Genomic DNA, 22,050 nt, shown 5'->3' with positions numbered 1-22,050 from the left:
CGCAAAAAAAGCGCCCCCTCCCTTCTCAGGGAGAGGGCGCGACATCCTTTGATCGAGCCAGAAATTAAGGCAGCAACACCGTCGCGCCAGTGGTCTGGCGGCCTTCCAGCGCGCGATGGGCTTCCGCCGCCTCCGCCAGCTTGTAGCGGGCGTTGACCGCGATCTTCACCTTGCCGGAACTGACCACATCCATCAGCCGCGCGGCCATTTCCTGCAGCCGCCCCTCGACCGCGAGATGGTTGAACAAAGTCGGGCGCTGGGCGTAGAGCGAGCCTTTTTGCGCCAGCAGGCCGATGTTGAAAGCCTCCACCGGCCCGGACGACGAGCCGAAGCTGATGAAATAACCGAATGGCCGCAGGCAATCGAGCGAACCCGGGAAGGTCGCCTTGCCGACGCCGTCATAGACGACGTTGCAGAGCTTGCCGTCGGTTATCTCCTTGACCCGCGCCACCCAATCCTCGCTGCGATAGAGAATGGTGTGATGCGCGCCGGCGTCACGCGCCAGTTTCGCCTTGTCCTCGCTGCTCGCCGTGCCGATCACGGTCGCGCCGAGCAGACGCCCCCACTGGCACAGGATGAGGCCGACGCCGCCCGCCGCCGCATGGACCAGAATCGTATCGCCGGGCTGCACGGCATAGGAGCGGAACAGCAGATATTCCGCCGTCAGCCCCTTGAGCATCATGGCCGCCGCGGTGTCGTAGGACACATTGGCCGGCAGGGACACCAGGTCTTTCGCCTTGATGTTGCGCTGTTCCGCATAGGCGCCGAAGACGCCCGGATAAGCGACGCGATCGCCGATCTTGAATTCGGTCACGCCCGCGCCGAGCGCGACGACCTCGCCGGCGCCTTCATTGCCCGGCGTGAAGGGCTTGGTCGGCGCCGCATAAGCGCCGGTGCGGAAATAAACGTCGATGAAATTGACGCCGACAGCGTGCTGGCGGATCTGGACCTCGCCCGGGCCGGGCGCGGGAAGATCCACATCCTCATAAAGCAACGCCTCGGGGCCGCCGGTTTCATGCACGCGGATCGCCTTGACCATGGAAACTCTCCCTGTTTGAGAGAGAATTTAGGCGGGCAGCACGCGGGCGGCAATGAGCGGGTCAGGGCGAAGATGCAAGAGAGGAATTGCGGATTCGATTTGACTCAATACTGGCCGGTAAGGCATCTCGGACGGGAAGGTCAAATACATGGGCTTCGATAGGAGCAGGCTAAACGACGGAGCCTCGATTCGGCGCAGGGATTATCAGCAAGCACTTCTGTTATTAGAAAGCCATAAAATATCCAGTTATTGCGTTAAAACTTCAGAGCTCAAATAATTCTTTGAACCAACAGACAAAACAAAGCGCACTTTCTGCATTTGGATCCAGGGTTTTTTTGACGAGAGCATTTCCGAAAGCCTGACCGGGTGGATCTTGCCATGCTAACCAAGTATGAATTTGTGCTTTTTGCAAATGTGCGGCCTTGCACGTCGCGCCAGTATCCATAGCGCTTTGAGTCGACGCTGTTGCAAGGTCCCAAATTTCTTGGCTTGCGGAAGGGACAAGATACGCCAAGAATGTTTCTAACATTCCACTTGACGCATTGTCTGGCATGATCCAAACGCCAAGTTTTTTCTTATCATTTTTTAATATTAGCCCCTCTTTTGGCATAATATCTGGCGTATCCTCAAACTGTTCCTTGCAGATATCTCTCACACGAGTCCAAGCACTATGCATATCCTCATCAGCATCAATCATTATTCCAAGAATTTCAACTTCTCGAGACTTAATGAGAGTAGAAATATAAGTTCTATCTAATAATTTTTCGACTCCGCCACAATCTACTATTTTAACCGGCCTTGAATCTTTATGGCTACCCCAAGGAACATGGTGGCCCATAAGTTGGGCTATAGCGTAAACGTCATCGACCCCTTCGACGAGGAGGTGCTTTCGGCTTGCCTCTACCACTAGCGAACCTCGATGTTTCGTTCAGCAGCGACTCTAATTTGCGCCTCCGTAAATCTAACAGCCTCTCGTTCACCAGGCTCTATTCTCTGAATTGTTACATCGTTACTATTTTCATTTTTATGGCAAATTGATGCAAGACTCGCGATGCAGTCCGCACTATGAGACGTAGCAAACACCTGAACATTCAGCTCCAACGCCGCATCAGCAACAAATTTCCACATTGACTCCATTACAGTATAATGAAGCCCAGTATCAATCTCATCAATCAACACAACACTGTTTTTAGATTGCGCCAATGCCATTGCCAACGCAAGCATACGCCACGTACCATCACCAAGGCTACCAATCGGAATTGGTTGATGCGCTCCGCGAAGCTTCACCATAAACCCGCCTCTATTGGCATTATAATAATTATCACCCGCTGATATAGATGCAATTCTGTCAATCTCAGGAACCAGAAAGCGCAGTGCGGCTAAAACCCGCTCTTCGGCATCCGTCAGGACGATATTGTTCCACATTTGCGCGAGTTCATAAACTGAAAGTGATTCAGTCGTAATATATTGAGGAGCGTCGGCACTCAATTGATTTGGCCGCCTACGGCGACTCACTTCCAGACCATCAATATCTAATCCACCCCTAGAGGTTAGTGGAATAATTGGCACCTGCGGCTCAGGGGAGCCGGAAAAAATAAGATCCAGTCGCGGCCCAATCGGTTCATTTTTGTCGCCTAAAGACAACTCTTTAGAGCTAGATCGCCTGTTACTCTCCCTTACCTGGCAACGCAGATTGCTTGTAGCAGTATTTCTAGTTGAGATACTAAACTCAGCACCAAGACCGCCTTCATGACCGTGAAACAAGTGACTGGCATCAAGTTCTTGTCTACGCTCTATATTGAGGCGCTCGCCTCGTCGTGCCAGGATACGCCACAAAACAGTGGGGTCAGCCGCTGACGAAAGCAGGTACAGAGCCTCTAAGACGCTGGTCTTTCCGCTGTTATTTGACCCGACAATGAGATTAATTCGGCCAAGACCGGTTAGCTCGAACCTTTCGAAGGTTCTATAGCCTCGTATGCTCAAAGAACGAATCATTTCGTTAACCAGAAGAGTTGTGTGCGCATAAACTAAATGACAGAAATCGCTCTGTCACTCGGGTAGGGCTCAAACGGCACCATAACATCAAAGTCCATGTTCCGCCGTGAAGAGCCCCGCGAATCGTGGGCCTTTGACCCCATAGGGGAAAGAAGGGCACGCCAAGACTTCCCTTTATCCGCGGACTCTCCGCGCGGCCTTCTCTCTAAAAGCCGGGAACATTTCCCTCACTTTTCCGTTTCGTAAACCCGCAGATGCAGCTCACGGAGCTGCTTCGGCGTGGCGGGCGCCGGGGCGCCCATCAGAATGTCTTCCGCGCGCTGGTTCATCGGGAACAGCGCGACCTCGCGCAGGTTCTGCTCGCCGGCCAGCAGCATGATGATGCGGTCGACGCCCGCCGCCATGCCGCCATGCGGCGGCGCGCCATATTGGAAGGCGCGATACATGCCGCCAAAGCGCTCCACCACCGTCTCCTCGCCATAGCCGGCGATCTCGAAGGCCTTGACCATGGCTTCTGGGCGATGGTTGCGGATGCCGCCCGAGGCGATCTCGAATCCGTTGCAGGCGATATCGTATTGGAACGCCTTGATCGTCAGCGGGTCTTGCGTCTGCAAGGCCTCCAGCCCGCCCTGCGGCATCGAGAACGGGTTGTGGCCGAAGTCGATCTTCTTCTCGTCTTCGTTATATTCGAACATCGGGAAATCGACGACCCAGGCCAGTTCGAAACGGTCCTTGTCGACGAGATTGAGATCCTCGCCGACCTTGGTGCGGGCCATGCCGGCGAATTTGGCGAATTTTTCCGGATCGCCGGCCACGAAAAAGGCGGCGTCGCCGGCGCTGAGGCCGAGCTGGACGCGGATCGCCTCGACCCGCTCGGGGCCGATATTATTGGCGAGCGGGCCGCGACCGCCGATTCCGCTGGCGTTCGGATTTTCCTTGAGGCTGGTCTCGTCCTTGGCGCGGTCGAAGAACAGGATATAGCCGAGGCCGGGCTGGCCCTCGCTTTGCGCCCAACTGTTCATGCGGTCGGCGAAGGTGCGCTGGCCGCCGGTCGGCGCCGGAATGGCCCAGACCTGGTTCTTTTCGGTTTCCAGCAGCCGGGCGAAAATCTTGAAGCCGGAGCCGCGGAAATGGTCCGACACCTCCTGCATCACGATCGGATTGCGCAGGTCGGGCTTGTCCGAGCCATATTTGCGCATGGCCTCGGCATAGGGGATGCGCGGCCAGTTCTTGGTGACGGGCTTGCCCTCGCCGAACTGCTCGAAGATTCCCGTTATGATGGGCTCGATGGCGGCGAACACGTCTTCCTGGGTGATAAAGCTCATTTCCAGGTCGAGCTGGTAGAATTCGCCCGGCAGGCGGTCGGCGCGCGGGTCCTCGTCGCGGAAACAGGGCGCGATCTGGAAATAGCGGTCGAAGCCGGCCATCATCAGAAGCTGCTTATATTGCTGCGGCGCCTGCGGCAGCGCGTAGAACTTGCCGGGATGGATGCGCGACGGCACCAGGAAGTCGCGCGCGCCTTCCGGCGAGGAGGCGGTGAGAATCGGGGTCTGGAATTCGTTGAAGCCGGCCGACTTCATGCGGCTGCGCATCGAATCCACCACCTGCCCGCGCAGCATGATGTTGTTGTGGATGCGCTCGCGGCGCAGGTCGAGGAAGCGATATTTGAGGCGGGTTTCCTCGGGATAATCCTGCTCGCCGAAGACGGGAAGCGGCAGTTCCGCCGCCTGGCCGAGCACCTGCGCGTCGCGGACATAGACCTCGATCTGGCCGGTGGCCATCTCGTCATTGCCGGTCCCCTCCGGGCGGCGGCGCACCTCGCCGTCGAGCCGCACCACCCATTCCGAGCGAAACGTCTCGGCCAGTTTGAAGGCGGCGGAATCGGGATCGACCACGCATTGGGTCAGGCCGTAATGGTCGCGCAGGTCGATGAACAGCACGCCGCCGTGGTCGCGGATGCGGTGGCACCAGCCGGAAAGGCGAGTGGTCTGGCCGATGTCTTCTTCGCGGAGCTGGCCGCAGGTATGGGTGCGATAGGCGTGCATGGGAATCCAAACCGGAAAAATCTTTGGCGCTGCCTAGCGGAAATTTGCCTGCGCGTGAAGGGCCTCGATGCGGACGTCGGGCGCGGCGTCCGGGGCCGGCGCGCGCTGAAAGTGTTCACGCATTCGAGAGCGTTATTGCGTCAATTCAAATATAATACGCGCGACCATGCTCTATATTGCAACTTCTTGCGTGTATCGCGCAAATATTTATGAATTGTAGCCACCTTTGAGCCTTAATTTTCAGTTTTCATAAAGTCTGCCTCGATAGATTGATTGCGAACTTGAATCAGTCACGTCGCTTCCCGTCATTTTAGATCTCCCGAACAATAGAGCGAAGGGACTTCTGGCGATGATCGTTCCTGGCAAGTTGTCGCAGACTTATAACGTCAATGGGAAACACAAGAGCCTGAGCGCGATCATGCGAACGCGCCGGTTCAAATCGCTCAATGATGTCATAGAGCGGATCTTGAAGAAAAAGGACCGCTGCTCGATCCTCGACGTCGGCGGCTCCGAATATTACTGGAACCTCGACAAGGGATTCCTGTCGCGTTACTCCGGCAATGTGTCGATAACGATCACCAATATCGACCACCGTGAGACGGAATTCGCCGATAAACAGCTTTTCAAATCCAAAATCGGCGACGCGACGGACCCCCGGCTTTACGAGGGCAATTACGATTTCATTCATTCGAATTCAGTGATCGAGCATGTCGGGAACTGGGACCAGATTCGCGCCATGGCGTCGAATATCGTGAATTCCGGACTGCCTTACTATGTGCAGACGCCGAATTACTGGTTTCCGGTCGAACCGCACTTTCGAACCGTCGGCTTCCAGTGGCTGCCCCTGAACATGCGGGCGAAAATGCTTCTGAGTAAGCAACGCGGGTTCCGCGCGGCCGAGAGCTATGATGAAGCGATGGCGGAGGTCGAATCCATCCATCTCCTGACCTTCTCCCAGATGCGCCTGTTGTTCCCGAATGCGGAAATCGCGCGCGAACGCCTCTGGCCCTTCACCAAATCCATGATGGCGATACAGTGCTGATCGCGCCCATCATTTATTTTTGAACGGCGCGAAGGACGCCAAAAATCGGCAAAACTATCCCTATGGGGCGATGAATCGCCCCGTCACGGTCATTTTCACTTAAGACGCCCTAGCCGTGGCCAATGGCTTGGATTATGAAGATTTCATGAGCCTAGTCACAGATTCCGGCGAGCTGGCGGCCCTTTGCCAGACTTTCGCGAAATATCCTTACGTCACGGTCGACACCGAATTTCTGCGCGAGACGACCTTCTGGCCCAAAGTCTGCGTGATCCAGCTCGCCTGCGAGGAACAAGCCGTCGCCATCGACGCCCTCGCGGAAGGGCTTGATCTGACGCCCTTTTTCGAGCTCATGGCCAATCCGGCCGTGGTCAAGGTGTTCCACGCCGCCCGGCAAGATCTCGAAATCGTCTGGCATCTCGCCAAAATGATTCCCGCGCCTTTGTTCGACACCCAGGTCGCGGCCATGGTCTGCGGCTATGGCGACCAGATCGCCTATGGCGAGCTGGTGCAGAGCCTTTGCAAGGTCACGATCGACAAATCCTCGCGCTTCACCGATTGGTCGCGCCGGCCGCTGACCGACGCCCAGATCGATTACGCCATCGCCGACGTCACCCATTTGCGCGAGATCTACAAGGCGCTGCGCCAGCGGATGGAACGCACCGGCCGGCTGCATTGGCTGAGCGACGAAATGGCCAGCCTGTGCAGCCAGGACACCTATGAGCAGCGGCCCGACCGCGCCTGGGAGCGCTACGCCCATCGCGCCAGAAAGCCGCGCGATCTCGCCGTGCTGATCGAGCTGGCCGGCTGGCGCGAGCATGAGGCCCAGACCCGCGACGTGCCCCGCTCGCGGGTGCTCAAGGACGATATTCTCACCGAAGTCGCCCTCGCCGCCCCCCGCACGGCCGAGACGCTCGGCGACCTGCGCGCCTTCCCGCGCGGCATGGAGCGTTCGCGCGCCGGAGCGGAAATTCTCGCTGCGATCGAACGCGGCCTCGCCCGCGACCCGAAGACCCTGCCAAAACTGGAGCGCGAGCGGCGCAGCGGCAATGGCGGCGCCACCGTCGAACTGCTCAAGGTTCTGCTGCGGCAGGTCGCGGAAAAACAGGGCGTGGCGGCGAAAATGATCGCCACCACCGACGAACTGGAGCTACTCGCCGCCGACGACAACGCCGATATTCCCGCGCTCAAGGGCTGGCGGCGCGAATTGTTCGGCGCCAAAGCCGTGCAGCTTAAGCACGGCCGGCTGGCGCTGACGGTCGAGAACAACCGCGTCGTCACGCTGGAATGGCACGACGCGCAGGATGAGGCCGAAAACGCGGACGAGGCCGCCGCCGAATAGGCGCCATAGCGTATTCGCTGGCGCGGCCCTTCGGGTCGAGCGAAGTGGATGCCGGTTCGCGTAAAGAAAATGTGTCAAAACAAAAATCTAGATCATTTCATTGTTTCCATGAAACAATGAAATGATCTAGGTCCGGCGGCCCGGCGTCACGGCGAGCGCCAGCCCGGCCAGCACAACGAAAGCCCCGGCGATCACGCCCGGGCCGAGCGTTTCGCCGAAGACCAGCGCCGTCGAGGCCATGCCGAACACCGGGACCAGCAGGGAAAAAGGCGCGACCAGAGCCGCCGGATGCCGGCTGAGCAGCCAGCTCCACAGGCCGAAGCCCACCGTCGTCGCGCCATAGGCGAGGAAAGCCGCCCCGCCCCAGACCGCGAAGGTCGGATGCAGCACCGCCGTGAGGATCGCGCCATGGTCTTCGAGCAGCAGCGACAAAGCCAGCAGCGGCAGCGGCGCGAACAGGCTCGACCAGACGATGAAGCCGAGCATATTGGTCCGCCCGGCGCGGATCGAGAACAGATTGCCGGCGCTCCAGAACACGGCTGCCGCCAGCACGGCCAGAAAAGGCGCGACCGGCGCGGCCGCGCCGCGTGAAAAGCCGATGATCGCCACCCCGGTCAGGGCGACCAGCGCCCCGACCACCTGACGCGGCCGCGTCTTCTGGCCCAGCAGGATATGGGCGAGCGCCATAGTGAAGATGGCCTGGGTCTGGATCACCAGCGAGGCCAGGCCCGCCGGCATGCCGTCGCGGATGGCGAGAAACAGCAGGCCGAACTGGCCGACCCCGATGCACAGGCCATAGCCGATGAGGTCGGCCCATCTCACTTTCGGCCGGGGGATGAACAGGATCGCCGGAAAGGTCGCCAGAGCGAAGCGCAAGGCGGTCAGGAACAGCGGCGGCGCCTGCGCCACCCCCGCTTTGATCGCGACGAAGCTCACGCCCCAGAGCGCCGCGATCAGCAAGGCGAGAGCGAGTTCGCCTGGCGGCAGGGTGGTTTCCGCGCGGGGCGCTCGCGCGGTCATCTGATGTCGATGGACGGCGAGCGCCCGATCAATTTGCCCAATTGCTTCAAGCGGCTGTTGAGGCGGTCGCCGGTGAGATCGGCCAGATCGCGCGGCAGCGTCAGCACCACCTTGCCCTTGACGCACAGCAGTTTCGTACGCGGCAGAATCCCCGGAACGGAGGCCGAGACGATATAGCCGACGCGCTGGATGGCGCCGAGAATGCGCGCGCGATCCATCAGGCGCGGCGTGGCGAGGCCGCGGATCTGCGGGCTGATTTCCTCGCCCGGGCCGAGATGGCGATAGGCCACCGCCATGCCGAGAAAGGCGCGCCCGGAATGATCGACGCCGACGATGGGCGAATTGGCCAGCAGGTTGAGCGCCAGATCGGAGCGGTAATCCGGCGAGGTGCGCCAGCCGATATCGCCATAGAGGCAGGCGGCGTGGCGCAGGCGCTTTTCTTCCGCCGTCTCGTCGATATGGCTCGACGCCATGAAGGCGTCGCTCCAATGGATCAGGTCCTCGCCATGGCCCGGCGCGCGCGAGCGCAGGATGTTATATTCATGCGCGCTTTCCAGCAGCGGGTCGCGCGCCTTCACCTCATCGTCCAATTGCTCGTAGAGCAGGCCCTCGCGCAAGCCGCCGATCGAGATCACCACCCGGCCCGGCTTGCCGCGCCGGATGATCTCCTCCAGCACCACCGCGCCATAGGCCAAAGCCGGCCGGCGCTGCTCGGAAATGGCGCCGACAGCGACCAGGGATTCGGTGTCGACGCGCTCGACCAGCGAGGCGAAATCGGCCGCGTCGCGCGCCGGAATGACATAGCCGTGCATGACGTCGAGCGGATAATTGCATTGCGCCATATGGAGCTTGGCGAGCGAGCGCCAGGTGCCGCCGACCGCATAGAAGGTGCGGCCGCGCAAATGATCGAGCGGCGCCGCCTCGGCCAATTGCTGCCTTGCGATGCGCAAGGCGTTTTTCGGCGAGCGGCCGGAGGCGTCCATCAGCGCCAGCGAGCCGAGTTTGAGCGACAGCCCGTCGCCGACCGCATTGTGCTTGACGTCGATCAGTTCCAGCGAGCCGCCGCCTAGATCGCCCACCACACCGTCGGCTTGGTGAAAGGTCGAGATCACGCCGAAGCCGGACAGTTCCGCCTCGCGCGCTCCCGGGATCAGCTCGATGGGGCGGCCGATCGCCTCGCGCGCGGCGGCGAGAAATTGCAGGCCGTTGCTGGCGTCGCGCGCGGCCGCCGTGGCGACCGGGCGGATGTCCTCGATCTGCATGAATTCGCAGAGCTTTTTAAAACGACGCAGGGCCTCCAGCGCCTTGTTCATGCCCTCTTCGGCCAGTTCGCCGGTGGTGGCGACGCCCTTGCCGAGGGCGCACATGGCTTTCTCGTTGAACAGAGGCGTCGGCGCGCGCGTCAGCCCCTCATAGGCGACGAGACGGACGGAATTGGAGCCGATGTCGACGATGGCCACCGGGCGCGCGCCCGGCAGCCTTCCCTGCGCCTTGAACATGTCAGCCCCGCCCCGCCCGTTTCAACAGGCTCTTGGGGCTGGATTCGTTCAGGCTCTTGCCGCGTCCGGACAAAGACGGATTGGTCATGAAATATTTATGCACGTTGAAGGGCTCCTCGTTCGGGCCGCGTTCAATGCGCACGCTCGAACCGTCCGGCAGGACGCGATAGGATTGCTGGTTGTCGATCAGATTGGCGACCAGGATCTGTTCCAGCACCTGTTCATGGGTGGTCGGATTGGTCACCGGCATCAAGGCTTCGACGCGGCGGTCGAGATTGCGCTGCATCAGATCGGCGGAAGAAATATAGACCGCCGCCTTGGGATGCGGCAGGCCGTGGCCCTCGCCAAACGCATAGATGCGGGAATGTTCGAGGAAGCGGCCGATCACCGATTTCACCCGGATGTTATCGGACAGGCCCTTCACGCCGGGCCGCAGGCAGCAGATGCCGCGCACCACCAGTTCGATCGCGACGCCGGCCTGGCTGGCCTCGTAGAAGGCGTCGATGATTTCCGGATCGACCAAAGCGTTGCATTTGGCCCAGATCGCGGCGGGACGGCCCGCCTTGGCGTGGGCGATCTCCTGGGCGACGTGATCGAGCAGCTTCTGCTTGAGCGAAATCGGCGAAACCGCCATCCGCTCCAGCCCGGCCGGCTCGGCATAGCCGGTGATGAAGTTGAAGATGCGCGACACGTCGCGGCCGATGGCGGGTTCGGCGGTGAACAGCGAAATATCGGTATAAATCTTGGCGGTGATCGGATGGTAATTGCCGGTGCCGATATGGCAATAGGTCGTCAGCGCGCCGCCCTCGCGGCGGACCACCATCGACAATTTGGCGTGGGTCTTCAGCTCGATGAAGCCGAACACCACCTGCGCGCCGGCGCGCTCCAGATCGCGCGCCCAGCGGATATTGGCCTCCTCGTCGAAACGCGCCTTCAGCTCGACCAGCGCCGTGACCGACTTGCCGGCTTCCGCCGCCTCGATCAGCGCCCGCACGATCGGGCTGTCGGAGGAGGTGCGATAGAGCGTCTGCTTGATCGCGACCACATTCGGGTCGCGCGCCGCCTGCATCAGGAATTGCACCACCACGTCGAAGGATTCGTAGGGGTGATGGACGACGAGATCCTTCTGCTTGATAGCCAGGAAGCAATCGCCGCCATTGTCGCGCACGCGCTCGGGGAAGCGCGGGGCATAGGAGACGAATTTCAGCTCGGGGCGCGGCAGGCCGACCACTTCGGACAGATCTTTCATCGCCAGCATGCCGTCGAGCGCGATGATCTCCTCGGACTGGACGTCGAGTTCTTCGGCGACGAAGGCGCGCAGGTCGGCGGGCATCTGGGCGTCGGTTTCGAGCCGGATCACCGAGCCGCGCCGGCGCCGTTTCAGCGCCGTCTCGAACAGGCGCACCAGATCTTCCGCCTCTTCCTCGACTTCGAGATCGCTGTCGCGAATGACCCGGAAGGCGCCGCGCGCCTTGACCGTATAGCCGGGGAACAATTTCTGGATATGGGTGAAGATCACCGAATCCAGCAGCACCAGCCGCGCGCCGCCGGCGGGCGCGTCGGGCAGGCGGATGAAGCGGTCGATCTTGCTCGGCATGCGGACCAAAGCCTTCATGCGCGCGCCGGTCTGCAAGTGCAGCAGATCGAGCGCCAAAGTCAGGCCGAGATTGGGAATGAAGGGGAAGGGATGCGCCGGATCGACCGCGAGCGGCGTCAGCACCGGGAAAATGTGCAGGAAGAAATGATCGTCCAGCCACAGCTTTTCGGTCTTGTTCAACTCGGCGGGATCGACGAACAGGATGTGCTCGGCCTTCAACTCGTCCTGCAACTGGCGCCACAGCCGCACCTGTTCCTCGGCGAGTTCCGACACGCGGGCGTTGATGAGCGGCAATTGCTCGGCGGGGGTCAGGCCGTCCTCGGACGGGGTCTCGACGCCGCTGCGCAACTGGCCGCGAATGCCGGCGACGCGCACCATGAAGAATTCGTCGAGATTATTGGCCGAGATCGAGACGAAGCGCACGCGCTCCAGCAGGGGATGCGCCTCATTGCCGGCTTCGAGCAGAACGCGCCGGTTGAATTCGAGCCAGGACGATTCGCGATTGACGAAACGCTTGGGCGAATGGCGCAGAGCCTCGCCGCCAAGGGTCTCCTGACCTGGCTCCCGGCCCGGCTGGCGCTCCGGCTTCTGCATCGATTCGATCGCCTCGGTCATGGATCCTCGTCCGCCTATTTCGGCCGGTTAGTATGAAACTTCTGTGACGGATTCCAACCGAGACGACACAAGCCGTCAATGATTGCGATCACTTCTATCGCGATCATCCGGATCACGATCATTTGCGTCCTCGTCGCCGGGCGCCGCCAGTTCCGGCGCAGCGGCGAGCAGTGCGGCGGCCAGAGCGCGGGTGATCGGCCGCCCGCGCGCCAGCGCCTCGCGATCGAGCGCCTCGACGATCCCTTGCGCGGTCTCGAACGAACGCTCCATGCGCGGGATCAGAAAGTCGATCAGGCTGGACTCCACCGCGATCTGCCGGTCATGGAACAATTTGACCAGGATCGCGCGCAGAAAGGAATCGTCCGGCTGTTCGAGCGCGACGGCCGGCGCGCGGCGCAGCCGCGACAGCAGGTCCCGCGTCGCCAATCCCCAGGCGTCGGGATTGCTCCGCGCCGTGATCAGCAGGAAAACGCCGCGCTCCATCGCCAGATTGATGAGGTGAAACAATTCCGTCTCCCGCAGCGGCGGGCGGTCGGCGTCCTCGATCGCCAGAGCCGGCGCCGCCGCCAGTTCGGGCAGGCCCTCAAGAGCGAGTTCGCGCGCCGGCAACAGCCGCGCCCCGGCTCGGCGGGCCCAGATCGCGGCGAGATGGCTCTTGCCCGAGCCCTTGGGGCCCGTCAGCAGCAGCAGACGGTGCGGCCAATCGGGCCACAGCCGCAACAGGGCGAGCGCCTTTTCGTTGGACGGCGCCGCGAGAAAATCCTCATCGGCATGGCTTGGCCGATGCGGAAGATCGAGCGGCAATTGGCCGGTCATGCGGCGTCCGGATCGAGACCGTGGAACAAGGCGCTGCGCTTGTAGCGCTTCACAGCGTAGCGGATCACCACGCCCATCGCCGCCGCCAGCGGCACCGCGAGGATCATGCCGGTGAAGCCCATCAGGCTGCCGAAGGCGAACAGAGCGAAAATCAGCCAGACCGGATGCAGGCCGACCGATTCGCCGACCAGTTTCGGCGACAGCACATTGCCTTCGAGGAACTGGCCCGATTCCACCACCAGAATGGCGAGGCCGAGCAGCCCGAGATGCGGCCAACCCTGCACCAGAGCAACAATGACCGAGAAGACGAGAGCGCTGGTCGAGCCGACATAGGGGATGAAGCTGAGGAAGCCGGCGGAAATGCCGATGAAGAAGCCGAAATTCAGCCCGATCAAAGTGAGGCCGACGCTGTACCAGACCGCGAGGAACAGGCAGACCAGCGACTGCCCGCGCAGAAACCCGGCCAGCGCCCGGTCGATATCGGCCGAGATTTCGAACGCCGTCTGGCGGTAGCGCGGCGGGATCAGGCTGCGGATCGTCGCGACCATCTCGGGCCAGGAAATCAGCAGATAGAAGGTCACGACGGGGGTGACGATGACCAGCGCCAGCATGCTGACCAGCGCCGTGCCGCCGGACCAGATCGATTTGAGGAAATTGCCGAGATATTGCGCGGCCTGGCCGATGAAGCCGCCGAGCGTCTTCTGCACGCCGTCGGCGGTCGAGGGCGCGTCTATGCCGAGCTTCTTGAGCCAGTCGCCGCCATAGGACTGCAACAGGCCGGCCAATTCATCCGAAATCAGGCTTTGCAGCTTCGTGACATAATCCGGCAGGGATTCAACGAAGCCGATCAACTGCCGGCCAAGGATCGGGCCGAGCCCGAAGATCAGGAAGGCGTTCAGCAGCAGGAAAATGACGAGGATGACCAGAGTGGCGGCCAGCCGGCTGAGGCCCAGCCGCTGCAGGCGCGTCACCACCGGATCGAGCACATAGCCGAGCGCCAGCGAGGCGATGAAGGGCGCCATCACGCCCGCGAACAGAAAGCAGGCGAAGCCGAACAGCATCAGCAAAAACAGCCAGAAGGCGATCTGCCATTCGACTCGCATGGGCACCATTCCCCGGGTCAGGCGCTCATATGCGTCACCCAGCGTCTGAAATAGGCCGCCAGCGAGGCCAAGGTCAATGCTGCGACGACCCATTGCCCCGCCGAGACCCACATGCCCAGCGGCCAACCAAAGGCCAGCGCCGCCAGAACCGCCGCGACAAAGCCGATCTGACCGAAGGTATTGGCCTTGGATATCCACAGCGGCCGGATCTCCATCGGACGGTCGAGCAGCCAGGACAGGATCACCGCGCCAATGATCATCAGGTCGCGTGTGACCACCAGCAGCGCGAGCGCCATGGGCAGGACCCCGACCGCCGCGAGCGTCACATAATCGCAGACCAGCAAGGCTTTATCGGCGATGGCGTCGAGATAGGCGCCCAGTTCCGAGCGCAGGTCGAAACGCCGCGCGATCCAGCCGTCAATGGCGTCGGACAGTCCGGCGACCAGGAAAATGGCCAAAGCCTCCGGCCAGCGCCGTGTCGCGATCATGTCCACGCTGACAGGCACCAGCGCCAGCCGCCCGAGGCTGATGAGATTGGGCAGAAAGGCGAACCATTTTCGAGTCATGGCGGGCGATTCGCGCGGCCGGCGCGCTTTATTGATTGGTTGGAACGACTTGCTTTGGACGATTCACTTGGAAACGATCCAGGAGGCGCGGCCGAGCCTTCACTATGGGCCGAGGCGGAAACGCCCGCAAGACCTGCTCGCAAGACCCACCGACAAGACCCGCCGCCTTGCCAGCGCCGGCGCGAGCGGCTAGAGCAACCTCGCAGCAGAAGGATCGCGCATGACCAAGGCAGGCGACAAGACGGCGGGTTTGACCTATGCCCAGGCGGGCGTCGATATCGACGCGGGCGCCCGCATGGTCGATCTCATCAAGCCGCTGGTCCGCGCCACGCGGCGGCGCGGCGCCGACGCCGAGATCGGCGGGTTCGGCGGGTTGTTCGACCTCAAGGCGGCCGGCTTTTCCGATCCGATCCTGGTCGCGGCCAATGACGGCGTCGGCACCAAGGTCAAGATCGCGGTCGAGAGCGGCATTCACGGCACGGTCGGCGTCGACCTCGTCGCCATGTGCGTCAACGATCTCGTGGTGCAGGGCGCCGAGCCCTTGTTCTTCCTTGATTATTTCGCCACCGGCAAGCTCGACCCCGAAACCGGCGCCGAAATCGTGCGCGGCATCGCCGCCGGCTGCCTGGAGGCCGGCGCGGCGCTGATCGGCGGCGAGACCGCCGAAATGCCCGGCGTCTACGCCGAATCCGATTATGATCTCGCCGGCTTCGCCGTCGGCGCCGCCGAGCGCGGCGACCTGCTGCCGCGCCGCAATATCGCGGCGGGCGACGTGATTTTCGGCCTGCCCTCCTCCGGCGTCCATTCCAACGGCTTTTCGCTGGTGCGCAAGATCGTCGCGCGCGCGGGGCTGAAATGGTCGGACCCGGCCCCGTTCGCGCCCGGCAAGAGCGTGGCCGAGGCGCTGCTGGAGCCGACCCGCATCTATGTGAAACCCCTGCTCGCAGCCCTGCGGAAAACCCATACGATCAAGGCCTTCGCCCATATCACCGGCGGCGGCTATCCCGAGAACATTCCGCGCGTGCTCCCCGAGGGCCTCGGCGCCCAGATCCATCTCGACGCCATTCCCGTCCTGCCGGTGTTCCAATGGTTGGCGGCGACGGGCGGCGTCGCCGAACGCGAAATGCTGCGCGCCTTCAATTGCGGGATCGGCATGATCGTAGTGTCCGATTTTTCGCGCGCCGCCGAAACGGAAGAAGCCCTGCGCGACTCCGGCGAGAATCCGGTGCGGATCGGCCATGTCGTCGCGGCGCCCGGCGAGCGCGTGACCTTCGACGGAAAGCTCGCGCTGTGACGTCAAAGCGCAAGCGGGTCGCCATTCTGATCTCGGGGCGCGGCTCCAATATGCGCTCGCTGGTCGAGGCGGCGCGCGATCCGGCTTATCCTGCGGAAATCGCGCTGGTGCTGTCGAATATCGCGACGGCGGCGGGGCTCGATTACGCCCGCGCGCAGGGCATCGCCACCACGGCGCTCGACCACAAGCTGTTCCGGGATCGCGAAGGCTTCGAGCGCGCCATGCAGGAGACCCTGCTCGGCCATCAGATCGACCTCGTCTGCCTCGCCGGCTTCATGCGCCTGCTCACGCCCTGGTTCGTCGAGCAATGGCGCGACCGGATGCTGAACATTCATCCCGCCCTGCTGCCGTCCTATCGCGGCCTGCACACCCATGAGCGCGCTCTGGCGGACGGCGTGAAGATCCACGGCGCCACCGTGCATTTCGTGGCGCCGGAAATGGACGCCGGGCCGATCGTGGTCCAGGCCGCCGTGCCGGTCTTGCAGGACGACACGCCGGACGCCTTGGCGGCGCGGGTGCTGGCGCAGGAGCATCGCATCTATCCGCTGGCGCTGAAACTGGTCGCCGGCGGCGCGACGCGGGTCGAGGGCGCGCGGGTCCTGACCAAGAGCGCGGCGCCGCCGCCCGAGCCCCTGCTCTGGCCGGCGGGCTGACGCGTCCCGCGACGCATTGACCTTTGGACGCGGCCGTTTCACCTTGTCGCCGACAGGAGGCGCCCGTGATCACGCTGCACACCTTCGGACCCGCTTTCGGCCTGCCCGAAGCCAGCCCTTTCGTGACCAAGGCCATTCTGCTGCTCAAGATCGCCGGCCTCGATTTCACGACCAAGAGGGACGTTCCCTTCAAGGCGCCCAAGGGCAAGCTGCCCTTCATCGAAGACGACGGCCAGATCATCGCGGATTCGACCTTCATCCGCTTTCACATCGAGAAAAAATACGGCTTCGATTACGACGCCGGCCTGACGCCGGAGCAGAAAGCCACCGGCTGGGCGCTGGAAAAATTGTGCGAGGACCAGCTCTATTGGATGGTTGTCGCCGATCGCTGGCTGGATGACGCCAATTTCGCGCGCGGGCCGGCGCGCTTTTTCGATTCCGCGCCGGCGCCCCTGCGGCCCTTGATCGGCGCCATGGTGCGCCGGAAGATTCGCAACGCGGCCTGGGCGCAGGGCCTGCTTCGCCATACGCCGGAAGAGCGTCGTCTGCTGGCGCGGCGCAGCCTCGAAGCCGTCGCGACCCTGCTCGGCGACAAGCCCTTTTTGTTCGGCGACGAACCGCACGGCGCCGACGCCACGCTCGGCGCTTTCGCCCTGGCGGCGCTCAGCCCCACGTTCGAATGCGCGACGCGCGAGGAGATCGGGAAATTGCCCAATCTGCTCGCCTATGCGCATCGGATCGAGGCGCGCTTTTTCCCAGACAAGAACTGACGAAAAAAGGGCCGCCCTCTCGGGACGGCCCTTTGCAGTTCTGTCGGGTTCTAGGTCATTTCATTGTTTCATGGAAACAATGAAATGACCTAACTTTTTGTTTTGACGCGTTTTCTTTACGCGAACCGGCATCCACTTCGCTCGAAAACGCTATATTGTGTTCTGAAAGGGTCAGAGCGTCGAGACGCGAACGCGGGCGACGCCGGACTGGCGCATTCCCAAAACATCCGCCGCGCCTTTCGAGACGTCGATGATGCGGCCGCGAATGAAAGGCCCGCGGTCGTTGATCGTGACCGTGGCCGAGCGGCCATTATGAAGATTGGTGACGACGACCCTGGTGCCGAAAGGCAGCGTGCGATGCGCCGCCGTCATGGCGCCGACATGACCGCCGCTGGCGGTGCGTCCCTTGCCGGAATAATAGGACGCGGAGCCGGACCAGGTCTGAGCCTGAATAGGTGAAGAAAGGAATGAAACGCCGAGACACGCACACGCAACAGCTAGCTTCTTCAATGCATGCACCTCCGTATTGTTGACGATGAGGCACCATGCACGGACAAATTAGGCACAATAATGACAAAACTAATCGTATAATATTATGCTTAATTATCGCATTTATTTATCTATATCATTTCTTATATTTTATTTCTATACAACTTTATTTCATATATATTATCTCATAGTTTCGATATAAACTTCATATATTCGTTCATAAAACTAGACAATTTCGCCGATTTGCTCGGATTTGTTTCAGAATAAATCGTCTCGATTATTTTGCTGCGGCGCAGCAAATCCGTAAGCGCAAACAAAAACGCCGGGCTGGAGCCCGGCGTCACAGAATTGAAATCTTGGCGTCAAATTCAGCCGACGATTTCGTTCCCCGCGAACCATTGCGCGATTTCCTGCGCGGCGGTCTCCGGCGCGTCAGAGCCGTGCACCGAATTCTCGCCCATGTTCAGCGCGAAGTCCTTGCGGATCGTGCCCGGATCGGCCTTTTCGGGATTGGTCGCGCCCATCACCTCGCGATAGAGCTTGATGGCGTCCTCGCCTTCCAGAACCTGGACCACGACCGGCGCGGCCGACATCTGCTCGACAAGCTCGCCGAAGAAGGGGCGCTCCTTATGGACGGCGTAGAAGGTCTCGGCCTGGGCGCGGGTCATGTGCACGCGCTTCTGGGCGACGATGCGCAAGCCGGCGGCTTCGATCTTGGCGTTGATCGCGCCGGTCAGGTTGCGGCGGGTCGCGTCGGGCTTGATGATGGAGAAAGTGCGTTGGAGCGCCATGGAGCGGATTTCCGTATAAAGAAGAGGCGCCGCGCTTATAGACGCGGCGCCCCGTCAGAGCAAGGCTCGACCGGCTGTCTTTTCTTAAGGTTCGAGGATCTTGCCGCGGAACAAGGCGCCGGCCGCGAGAGCGCCGAGCACCGGCGCGACAAAGAACAGCCAGAGCTGCGACAGCGCCTTGCCGCCAACGAACAAAGCCGGGCCGAGCGAACGCGCCGGATTGACCGACGTGCCGGTGACGCGGATCAGGTTGATGTGAATGACAAGCAAGGCCACGCCAATCGCCACGCCGGCGACCGGCGTGGCGCCCTTGTCGGAGGTCGAGCCGAGAATGACGACCAGGAACAGGAAGGTTCCGACGAATTCGGCGATGAAGGCCGAGACGGTCGAATATTCCGACCAGCCGTTCTGACCGAGGCCGTCCTTGGCGAGGTCCCAGCCGCCATTATGGCCGGACAGCACCGTATAGAGCACGCCCGCGCCGATGATCGCGCCGATGCACTGGGAAATGATATAAGCAATCAGGTCGCCGGTCGAAAGCCGCCCCGCCGCCCAGGCGCCCACCGAGACCGCCGGATTGACGTGGCAGCCCGACACCGGGCCGACGCCATAGGCGAAAGCCGTCACCGTGAGGCCGAAGGCCATGGCGATGGCGATGACGCCAAGCGGGGCGAAGGGCGTTCCCGAACCGAGCACCGCGCCCATTCCGCTGAATGTCACCGACCCGCAGCCGAGAAAGACCAGCGCGCCGGTCCCGATGGCTTCCGCGATATATTTCTTCATCCGTCAATCCCCCTTTGCCCAAACGGCCGGGCAATCTTAACCATGGCGCCGCCCGCGCCAAGTGACTTTGCGCATGGTTCTTGGCGCTTGATTCAACGATCAGAATTCCGGATGACGGATTCAGGCGCCGCCTTGCCGGCGCCCCGCCGCCAGCCGGCGCTCGACGCCGCGCGCATAGGCGGACATCGCCAGACAGAACAGCAGATAGAACAGGCCGGCGAAGATGAAGCCGGTGGCGGCGATGGTCGGCCCCGCCCATTTCGGATCGAGCCGCGCCGTATCTACCGTGTGCAGGAAATCGAAAATGCCGACGATCGCCACCAGGGTGGTGTCTTTGAACAAAGCCACGAAATTATTGACGATGGCCGGGATGACGGCGGCGAGCGCCTGCGGCAGCACCACGAAGCGCAGGGTCGCGACCCGGCCCAGGCCAAGCGCCTGCGCCGCCTCCGCCTGTCCGCGCGGCACCGAATTAAGCCCGGCGCGCGCGACCTCGGCCATATAGGCCGAGGCGAACAGAGCGATGCCGAGCAGCGGCCGCAGCAGGCGATCCGGCGCCCAATCCGGCGGCATGAATAGAGGCAACATGGCGTTGGCCATGAACAGCACCGCAATCAGCGGCACGCCGCGCACGAATTCGATCAGCCCCGCGCAGACCCAGCGCAAAGCCGGAAGCTCGGAGCGTCGGCCGAGCGCGAGCAGCACGCCGCCCGGCAGAGCCACGACAATGCCGGCCAGAGCGACCAGCAGCGAGACCATGGCGCCGCCCCACAGATTGGTTCCGACGCGGGGCAGGCCAAGCGCCGGCGCGCCGCTCAGCAAAGCGAAGCCGACAACCGGCAGGACGGCGAAAAAGCCGAAGGCCGCCCAGCCCTTGCCTTTCGCGCGCGGCCACAGCAGCCAGACGATCAGCGCCGCCGCCAGGGCGAAGGCGAGATCGACCCGCCAACGCTGGTCGGGCGGATAGGAGCCATAGAAGAAGAAAGGCGCCTTGGCGGCGATATAGGCCCAGCAGGCGCCGGCCCCCGGCGCGCGGCAGGCGGCGCCGTCCGGCGCGCTCCAGACCGCGTCGGCGATCAGGAACCGCCACAACGGCGGCGCGACGAGAACCGCCAGCGCCAGCACGCCCAATGTGATCAGGCCGGAGGTCCAGTCCCCGAACAGGTTTTCGCGCGCCAGCGTGGCGAGCGAGCGCGCGATTTTGGGCGGCGGGCGCTGTGGCGTTGGTTCGGCGCGGACAAAACCTTCCGTCATGCGCGCCCTCCCCAGCTCAGGCGGCGCTCGTACCAGCGCATCAATGCGAGCGTCGCCAGCGACAGGCCGAGATAGAGCGCCATGTCGATGGCGATCACCTGTAAAGCGGCGCCCGTCTGGTTGAGGATGGTGCCGGACACCTGCATCAGATCGGCGAAGCCGACAAAGGCCGCCAGCGAGGAATTTTTCGTCAGCGCCAGATATTGGCTGATCAGCGGCGGCGTGATCACGCGCATGGCCTGCGGACGGACGACAAGACTCCGCGTCTGGCCCGCGCTCAGGCCCAGCGCCGCCGCCGCCTCGCTCTGCCCGCGCGCCACCGAATTGACGCCGGCGCGCACGATTTCGGCGATGTAGGCGCCGGTATAGAGCGAGAGCGCAAGCACCAGCGCGCAGGCCTCGGGCGGCAGGCGCAGGCCGCCTTCGACATTGTAACGGTTTACGGCGGCGTCAAAAAAAGGCCAGTCGATCGCCGGCCAGCCGTTGGCGAAGGACAGCGCCGGCAGGCTCAGGCCGCGATTGTTGAGGAAAAAGCCCGCGAAATGATGCGACTGGTCCGGCGGCGGCAGCGGCGACAGAATGGCCACATACCAGAACAGGATCTGCAGCAGCAGCGGCAGGTTGCGGATCGTCTCGACATAGAACCCCGCCAGCCGCGCCAGCGCCCAGTTGCGCGACAGCCGCGCGAAACCGGCCGCGAAGCCGATGAACGTCGCCAGCGCCGCCGACAAGGCGGAGACCAGCAGCGTGTTGATCAGCCCGACCAGCAAAGCGCGGCCATAGGACGACAGCGGCGTGAAGGGAATGACGCTCTGGTTGAGGCTGAAGCCCGCGACCTGATTGAGAAAGGCGAAGGACGTCGGAATGCCGCGCGCGGCCAGATTGGCGCTGGCGTTGGCGAAAGCCAGCCAGAACAGGCCGCCGACCGCCAGCAGGAGGACAGCCTGGATCGCCCAGCGCCGCGCGGCGCGCCCGGTCATGGCGCCCTCACCGCACCGGCGGGGCGTAATGCAGCCCACCGTCGCGCCATTGGGCGTTGAGCCCGCGCGGAATCTTCAAAGGCGAATCCTTGCCCAGATTGCGCTCGAAAATCTCGCCGTAATTGCCGACGGCGCGGATGATCCGCACGACCCAATCGGCGGGAAGGCCGAGCGCCGCGCCATAATCGCCCTCGACGCCGAGCAGACGGCGCAATTCGGGATTGTCGGACTGGCGCTGGGCCATGACGTTCTGCATATTCACGCCCAGCTCCTCGGCGTCGAGCAGAGCGAAATGGGTCCATTTCACCAGATTGAACCAGCGATCGTCGCCCTGCCGCACCACCGGGCTGAACGGCTCCT

Annotated in this window: 20 protein-coding genes and 1 pseudogene; 5 read left to right on the top strand and 16 right to left on the bottom strand. The window is 62.5% G+C overall.

Annotated features, from left to right (window positions below; all coding sequences use genetic code 11):
* Nucleotides 1-64 precede the first annotated feature (64 nt).
* The 4 genes from ACE3S9_RS02375 to aspS form a co-directional block, all read right to left on the bottom strand.
* Nucleotides 65-1,039 (bottom strand): quinone oxidoreductase, encoded by a 975-nt coding sequence (locus ACE3S9_RS02375; protein ID WP_374544826.1) that lies wholly within the window; start codon nt 1,037-1,039, stop codon nt 65-67.
* A 262-nt stretch (nt 1,040-1,301) separates the two neighbouring features.
* Nucleotides 1,302-1,946, bottom strand: coding sequence for a DUF3226 domain-containing protein (locus ACE3S9_RS02370; RefSeq protein ID WP_374544825.1), 645 nt, complete (start codon nt 1,944-1,946; stop codon nt 1,302-1,304).
* On the bottom strand, nt 1,946-3,034 hold the full coding sequence (locus ACE3S9_RS02365; protein ID WP_374544824.1) for an ATP/GTP-binding protein: 1,089 nt from the start codon (nt 3,032-3,034) through the stop codon (nt 1,946-1,948). The genes ACE3S9_RS02370 and ACE3S9_RS02365 overlap by 1 nt, the downstream gene beginning before the upstream one ends.
* 227 nt (nt 3,035-3,261) lie before the next feature.
* Entirely contained in the window at nt 3,262-5,079 is a 1,818-nt protein-coding gene (gene aspS / locus ACE3S9_RS02360; RefSeq protein WP_374544823.1) for an aspartate--tRNA ligase, read from the bottom strand.
* A gap of 349 nt (nt 5,080-5,428) precedes the next feature.
* On the opposite strand from aspS, the gene ACE3S9_RS02355 reads away from it, so the two are divergent.
* Nucleotides 5,429-6,121, top strand: a complete 693-nt coding sequence (locus ACE3S9_RS02355; protein ID WP_374544822.1) for a methyltransferase domain-containing protein — start codon at nt 5,429-5,431, stop codon at nt 6,119-6,121.
* A gap of 145 nt (nt 6,122-6,266) precedes the next feature.
* Nucleotides 6,267-7,460 carry a ribonuclease D gene (gene rnd, locus ACE3S9_RS02350; protein WP_374544821.1) on the top strand — a complete coding sequence of 398 codons (1,194 nt, stop codon included), beginning with the start codon at nt 6,267-6,269 and terminating at the stop codon, nt 7,458-7,460.
* A 126-nt stretch (nt 7,461-7,586) separates the two neighbouring features.
* On the opposite strand, the gene ACE3S9_RS02345 is transcribed toward rnd, so the two are convergent.
* From ACE3S9_RS02345 to ACE3S9_RS02320, 6 genes are all read right to left on the bottom strand, one after another.
* Nucleotides 7,587-8,480 carry an EamA family transporter gene (locus ACE3S9_RS02345; protein ID WP_374544820.1) on the bottom strand — a complete coding sequence of 298 codons (894 nt, stop codon included), beginning with the start codon at nt 8,478-8,480 and terminating at the stop codon, nt 7,587-7,589.
* Nucleotides 8,477-9,979 carry an exopolyphosphatase gene (gene ppx, locus ACE3S9_RS02340; RefSeq protein WP_374544819.1) on the bottom strand — a complete coding sequence of 501 codons (1,503 nt, stop codon included), beginning with the start codon at nt 9,977-9,979 and terminating at the stop codon, nt 8,477-8,479. Before ppx ends, ACE3S9_RS02345 begins: the two co-directional genes overlap by 4 nt.
* Before the next feature lies 1 nt (nt 9,980).
* Entirely contained in the window at nt 9,981-12,191 is a 2,211-nt protein-coding gene (locus ACE3S9_RS02335) for an RNA degradosome polyphosphate kinase (protein ID WP_374544818.1), read from the bottom strand.
* Nucleotides 12,192-12,266: 75 nt separating this feature from the next.
* Entirely contained in the window at nt 12,267-13,007 is a 741-nt protein-coding gene (locus tag ACE3S9_RS02330; RefSeq protein ID WP_374544817.1) for a hypothetical protein, read from the bottom strand.
* The gene (locus ACE3S9_RS02325; protein WP_374544816.1) at nt 13,004-14,110 is read right to left on the bottom strand and encodes an AI-2E family transporter; all 1,107 of its coding nucleotides are present in this window, start codon (nt 14,108-14,110) and stop codon (nt 13,004-13,006) included. Before ACE3S9_RS02325 ends, ACE3S9_RS02330 begins: the two co-directional genes overlap by 4 nt.
* Nucleotides 14,111-14,127: 17 nt before the next feature.
* A complete protein-coding gene (locus ACE3S9_RS02320) occupies nt 14,128-14,676 on the bottom strand; it encodes a CDP-alcohol phosphatidyltransferase family protein (protein ID WP_374544815.1) in 549 nt (182 codons plus the stop codon).
* A gap of 220 nt (nt 14,677-14,896) precedes the next feature.
* On the opposite strand from ACE3S9_RS02320, the gene purM reads away from it, so the two are divergent.
* From purM to ACE3S9_RS02305, 3 genes are all read left to right on the top strand, one after another.
* Complete coding sequence (purM, locus tag ACE3S9_RS02315; RefSeq protein WP_374544814.1) at nt 14,897-15,970, top strand: phosphoribosylformylglycinamidine cyclo-ligase; 1,074 nt, start codon at nt 14,897-14,899, stop codon at nt 15,968-15,970.
* A 50-nt stretch (nt 15,971-16,020) separates the two neighbouring features.
* Entirely contained in the window at nt 16,021-16,623 is a 603-nt protein-coding gene (gene purN, locus ACE3S9_RS02310; RefSeq protein ID WP_374544828.1) for a phosphoribosylglycinamide formyltransferase, read from the top strand.
* Between the two features lie 65 nt (nt 16,624-16,688).
* Nucleotides 16,689-17,393 carry a glutathione S-transferase C-terminal domain-containing protein gene (locus tag ACE3S9_RS02305; protein ID WP_374544813.1) on the top strand — a complete coding sequence of 235 codons (705 nt, stop codon included), beginning with the start codon at nt 16,689-16,691 and terminating at the stop codon, nt 17,391-17,393.
* A 171-nt stretch (nt 17,394-17,564) separates the two neighbouring features.
* On the opposite strand, the gene ACE3S9_RS02300 is transcribed toward ACE3S9_RS02305, so the two are convergent.
* From ACE3S9_RS02300 to ACE3S9_RS02275, 6 genes and pseudogenes are all read right to left on the bottom strand, one after another.
* Nucleotides 17,565-17,912, bottom strand: coding sequence for a septal ring lytic transglycosylase RlpA family protein (locus tag ACE3S9_RS02300; protein WP_374544812.1), 348 nt, complete (start codon nt 17,910-17,912; stop codon nt 17,565-17,567).
* A gap of 338 nt (nt 17,913-18,250) precedes the next feature.
* Complete coding sequence (gene ndk, locus ACE3S9_RS02295; protein ID WP_374544811.1) at nt 18,251-18,673, bottom strand: nucleoside-diphosphate kinase; 423 nt, start codon at nt 18,671-18,673, stop codon at nt 18,251-18,253.
* An 84-nt stretch (nt 18,674-18,757) separates the two neighbouring features.
* Entirely contained in the window at nt 18,758-19,456 is a 699-nt protein-coding gene (locus ACE3S9_RS02290; RefSeq protein WP_374544810.1) for an aquaporin, read from the bottom strand.
* A gap of 120 nt (nt 19,457-19,576) precedes the next feature.
* A complete protein-coding gene (locus ACE3S9_RS02285) occupies nt 19,577-20,710 on the bottom strand; it encodes an ABC transporter permease subunit (RefSeq protein ID WP_374544809.1) in 1,134 nt (377 codons plus the stop codon).
* Nucleotides 20,707-21,690 carry an amino acid ABC transporter permease gene (locus ACE3S9_RS02280; protein ID WP_374544808.1) on the bottom strand — a complete coding sequence of 328 codons (984 nt, stop codon included), beginning with the start codon at nt 21,688-21,690 and terminating at the stop codon, nt 20,707-20,709. Before ACE3S9_RS02280 ends, ACE3S9_RS02285 begins: the two co-directional genes overlap by 4 nt.
* 7 nt (nt 21,691-21,697) lie before the next feature.
* Nucleotides 21,698-22,050: pseudogene (locus tag ACE3S9_RS02275) on the bottom strand (amino acid ABC transporter substrate-binding protein); the annotation flags it as partial.

Source organism: Rhodoblastus sp., assembly GCF_041915505.1.
Taxonomy (GTDB): domain Bacteria; phylum Pseudomonadota; class Alphaproteobacteria; order Rhizobiales; family Beijerinckiaceae; genus Rhodoblastus.
Note: the sequence above shows the minus strand (reverse complement) of the source record. Positions and strands in the feature narration are given on the sequence as shown.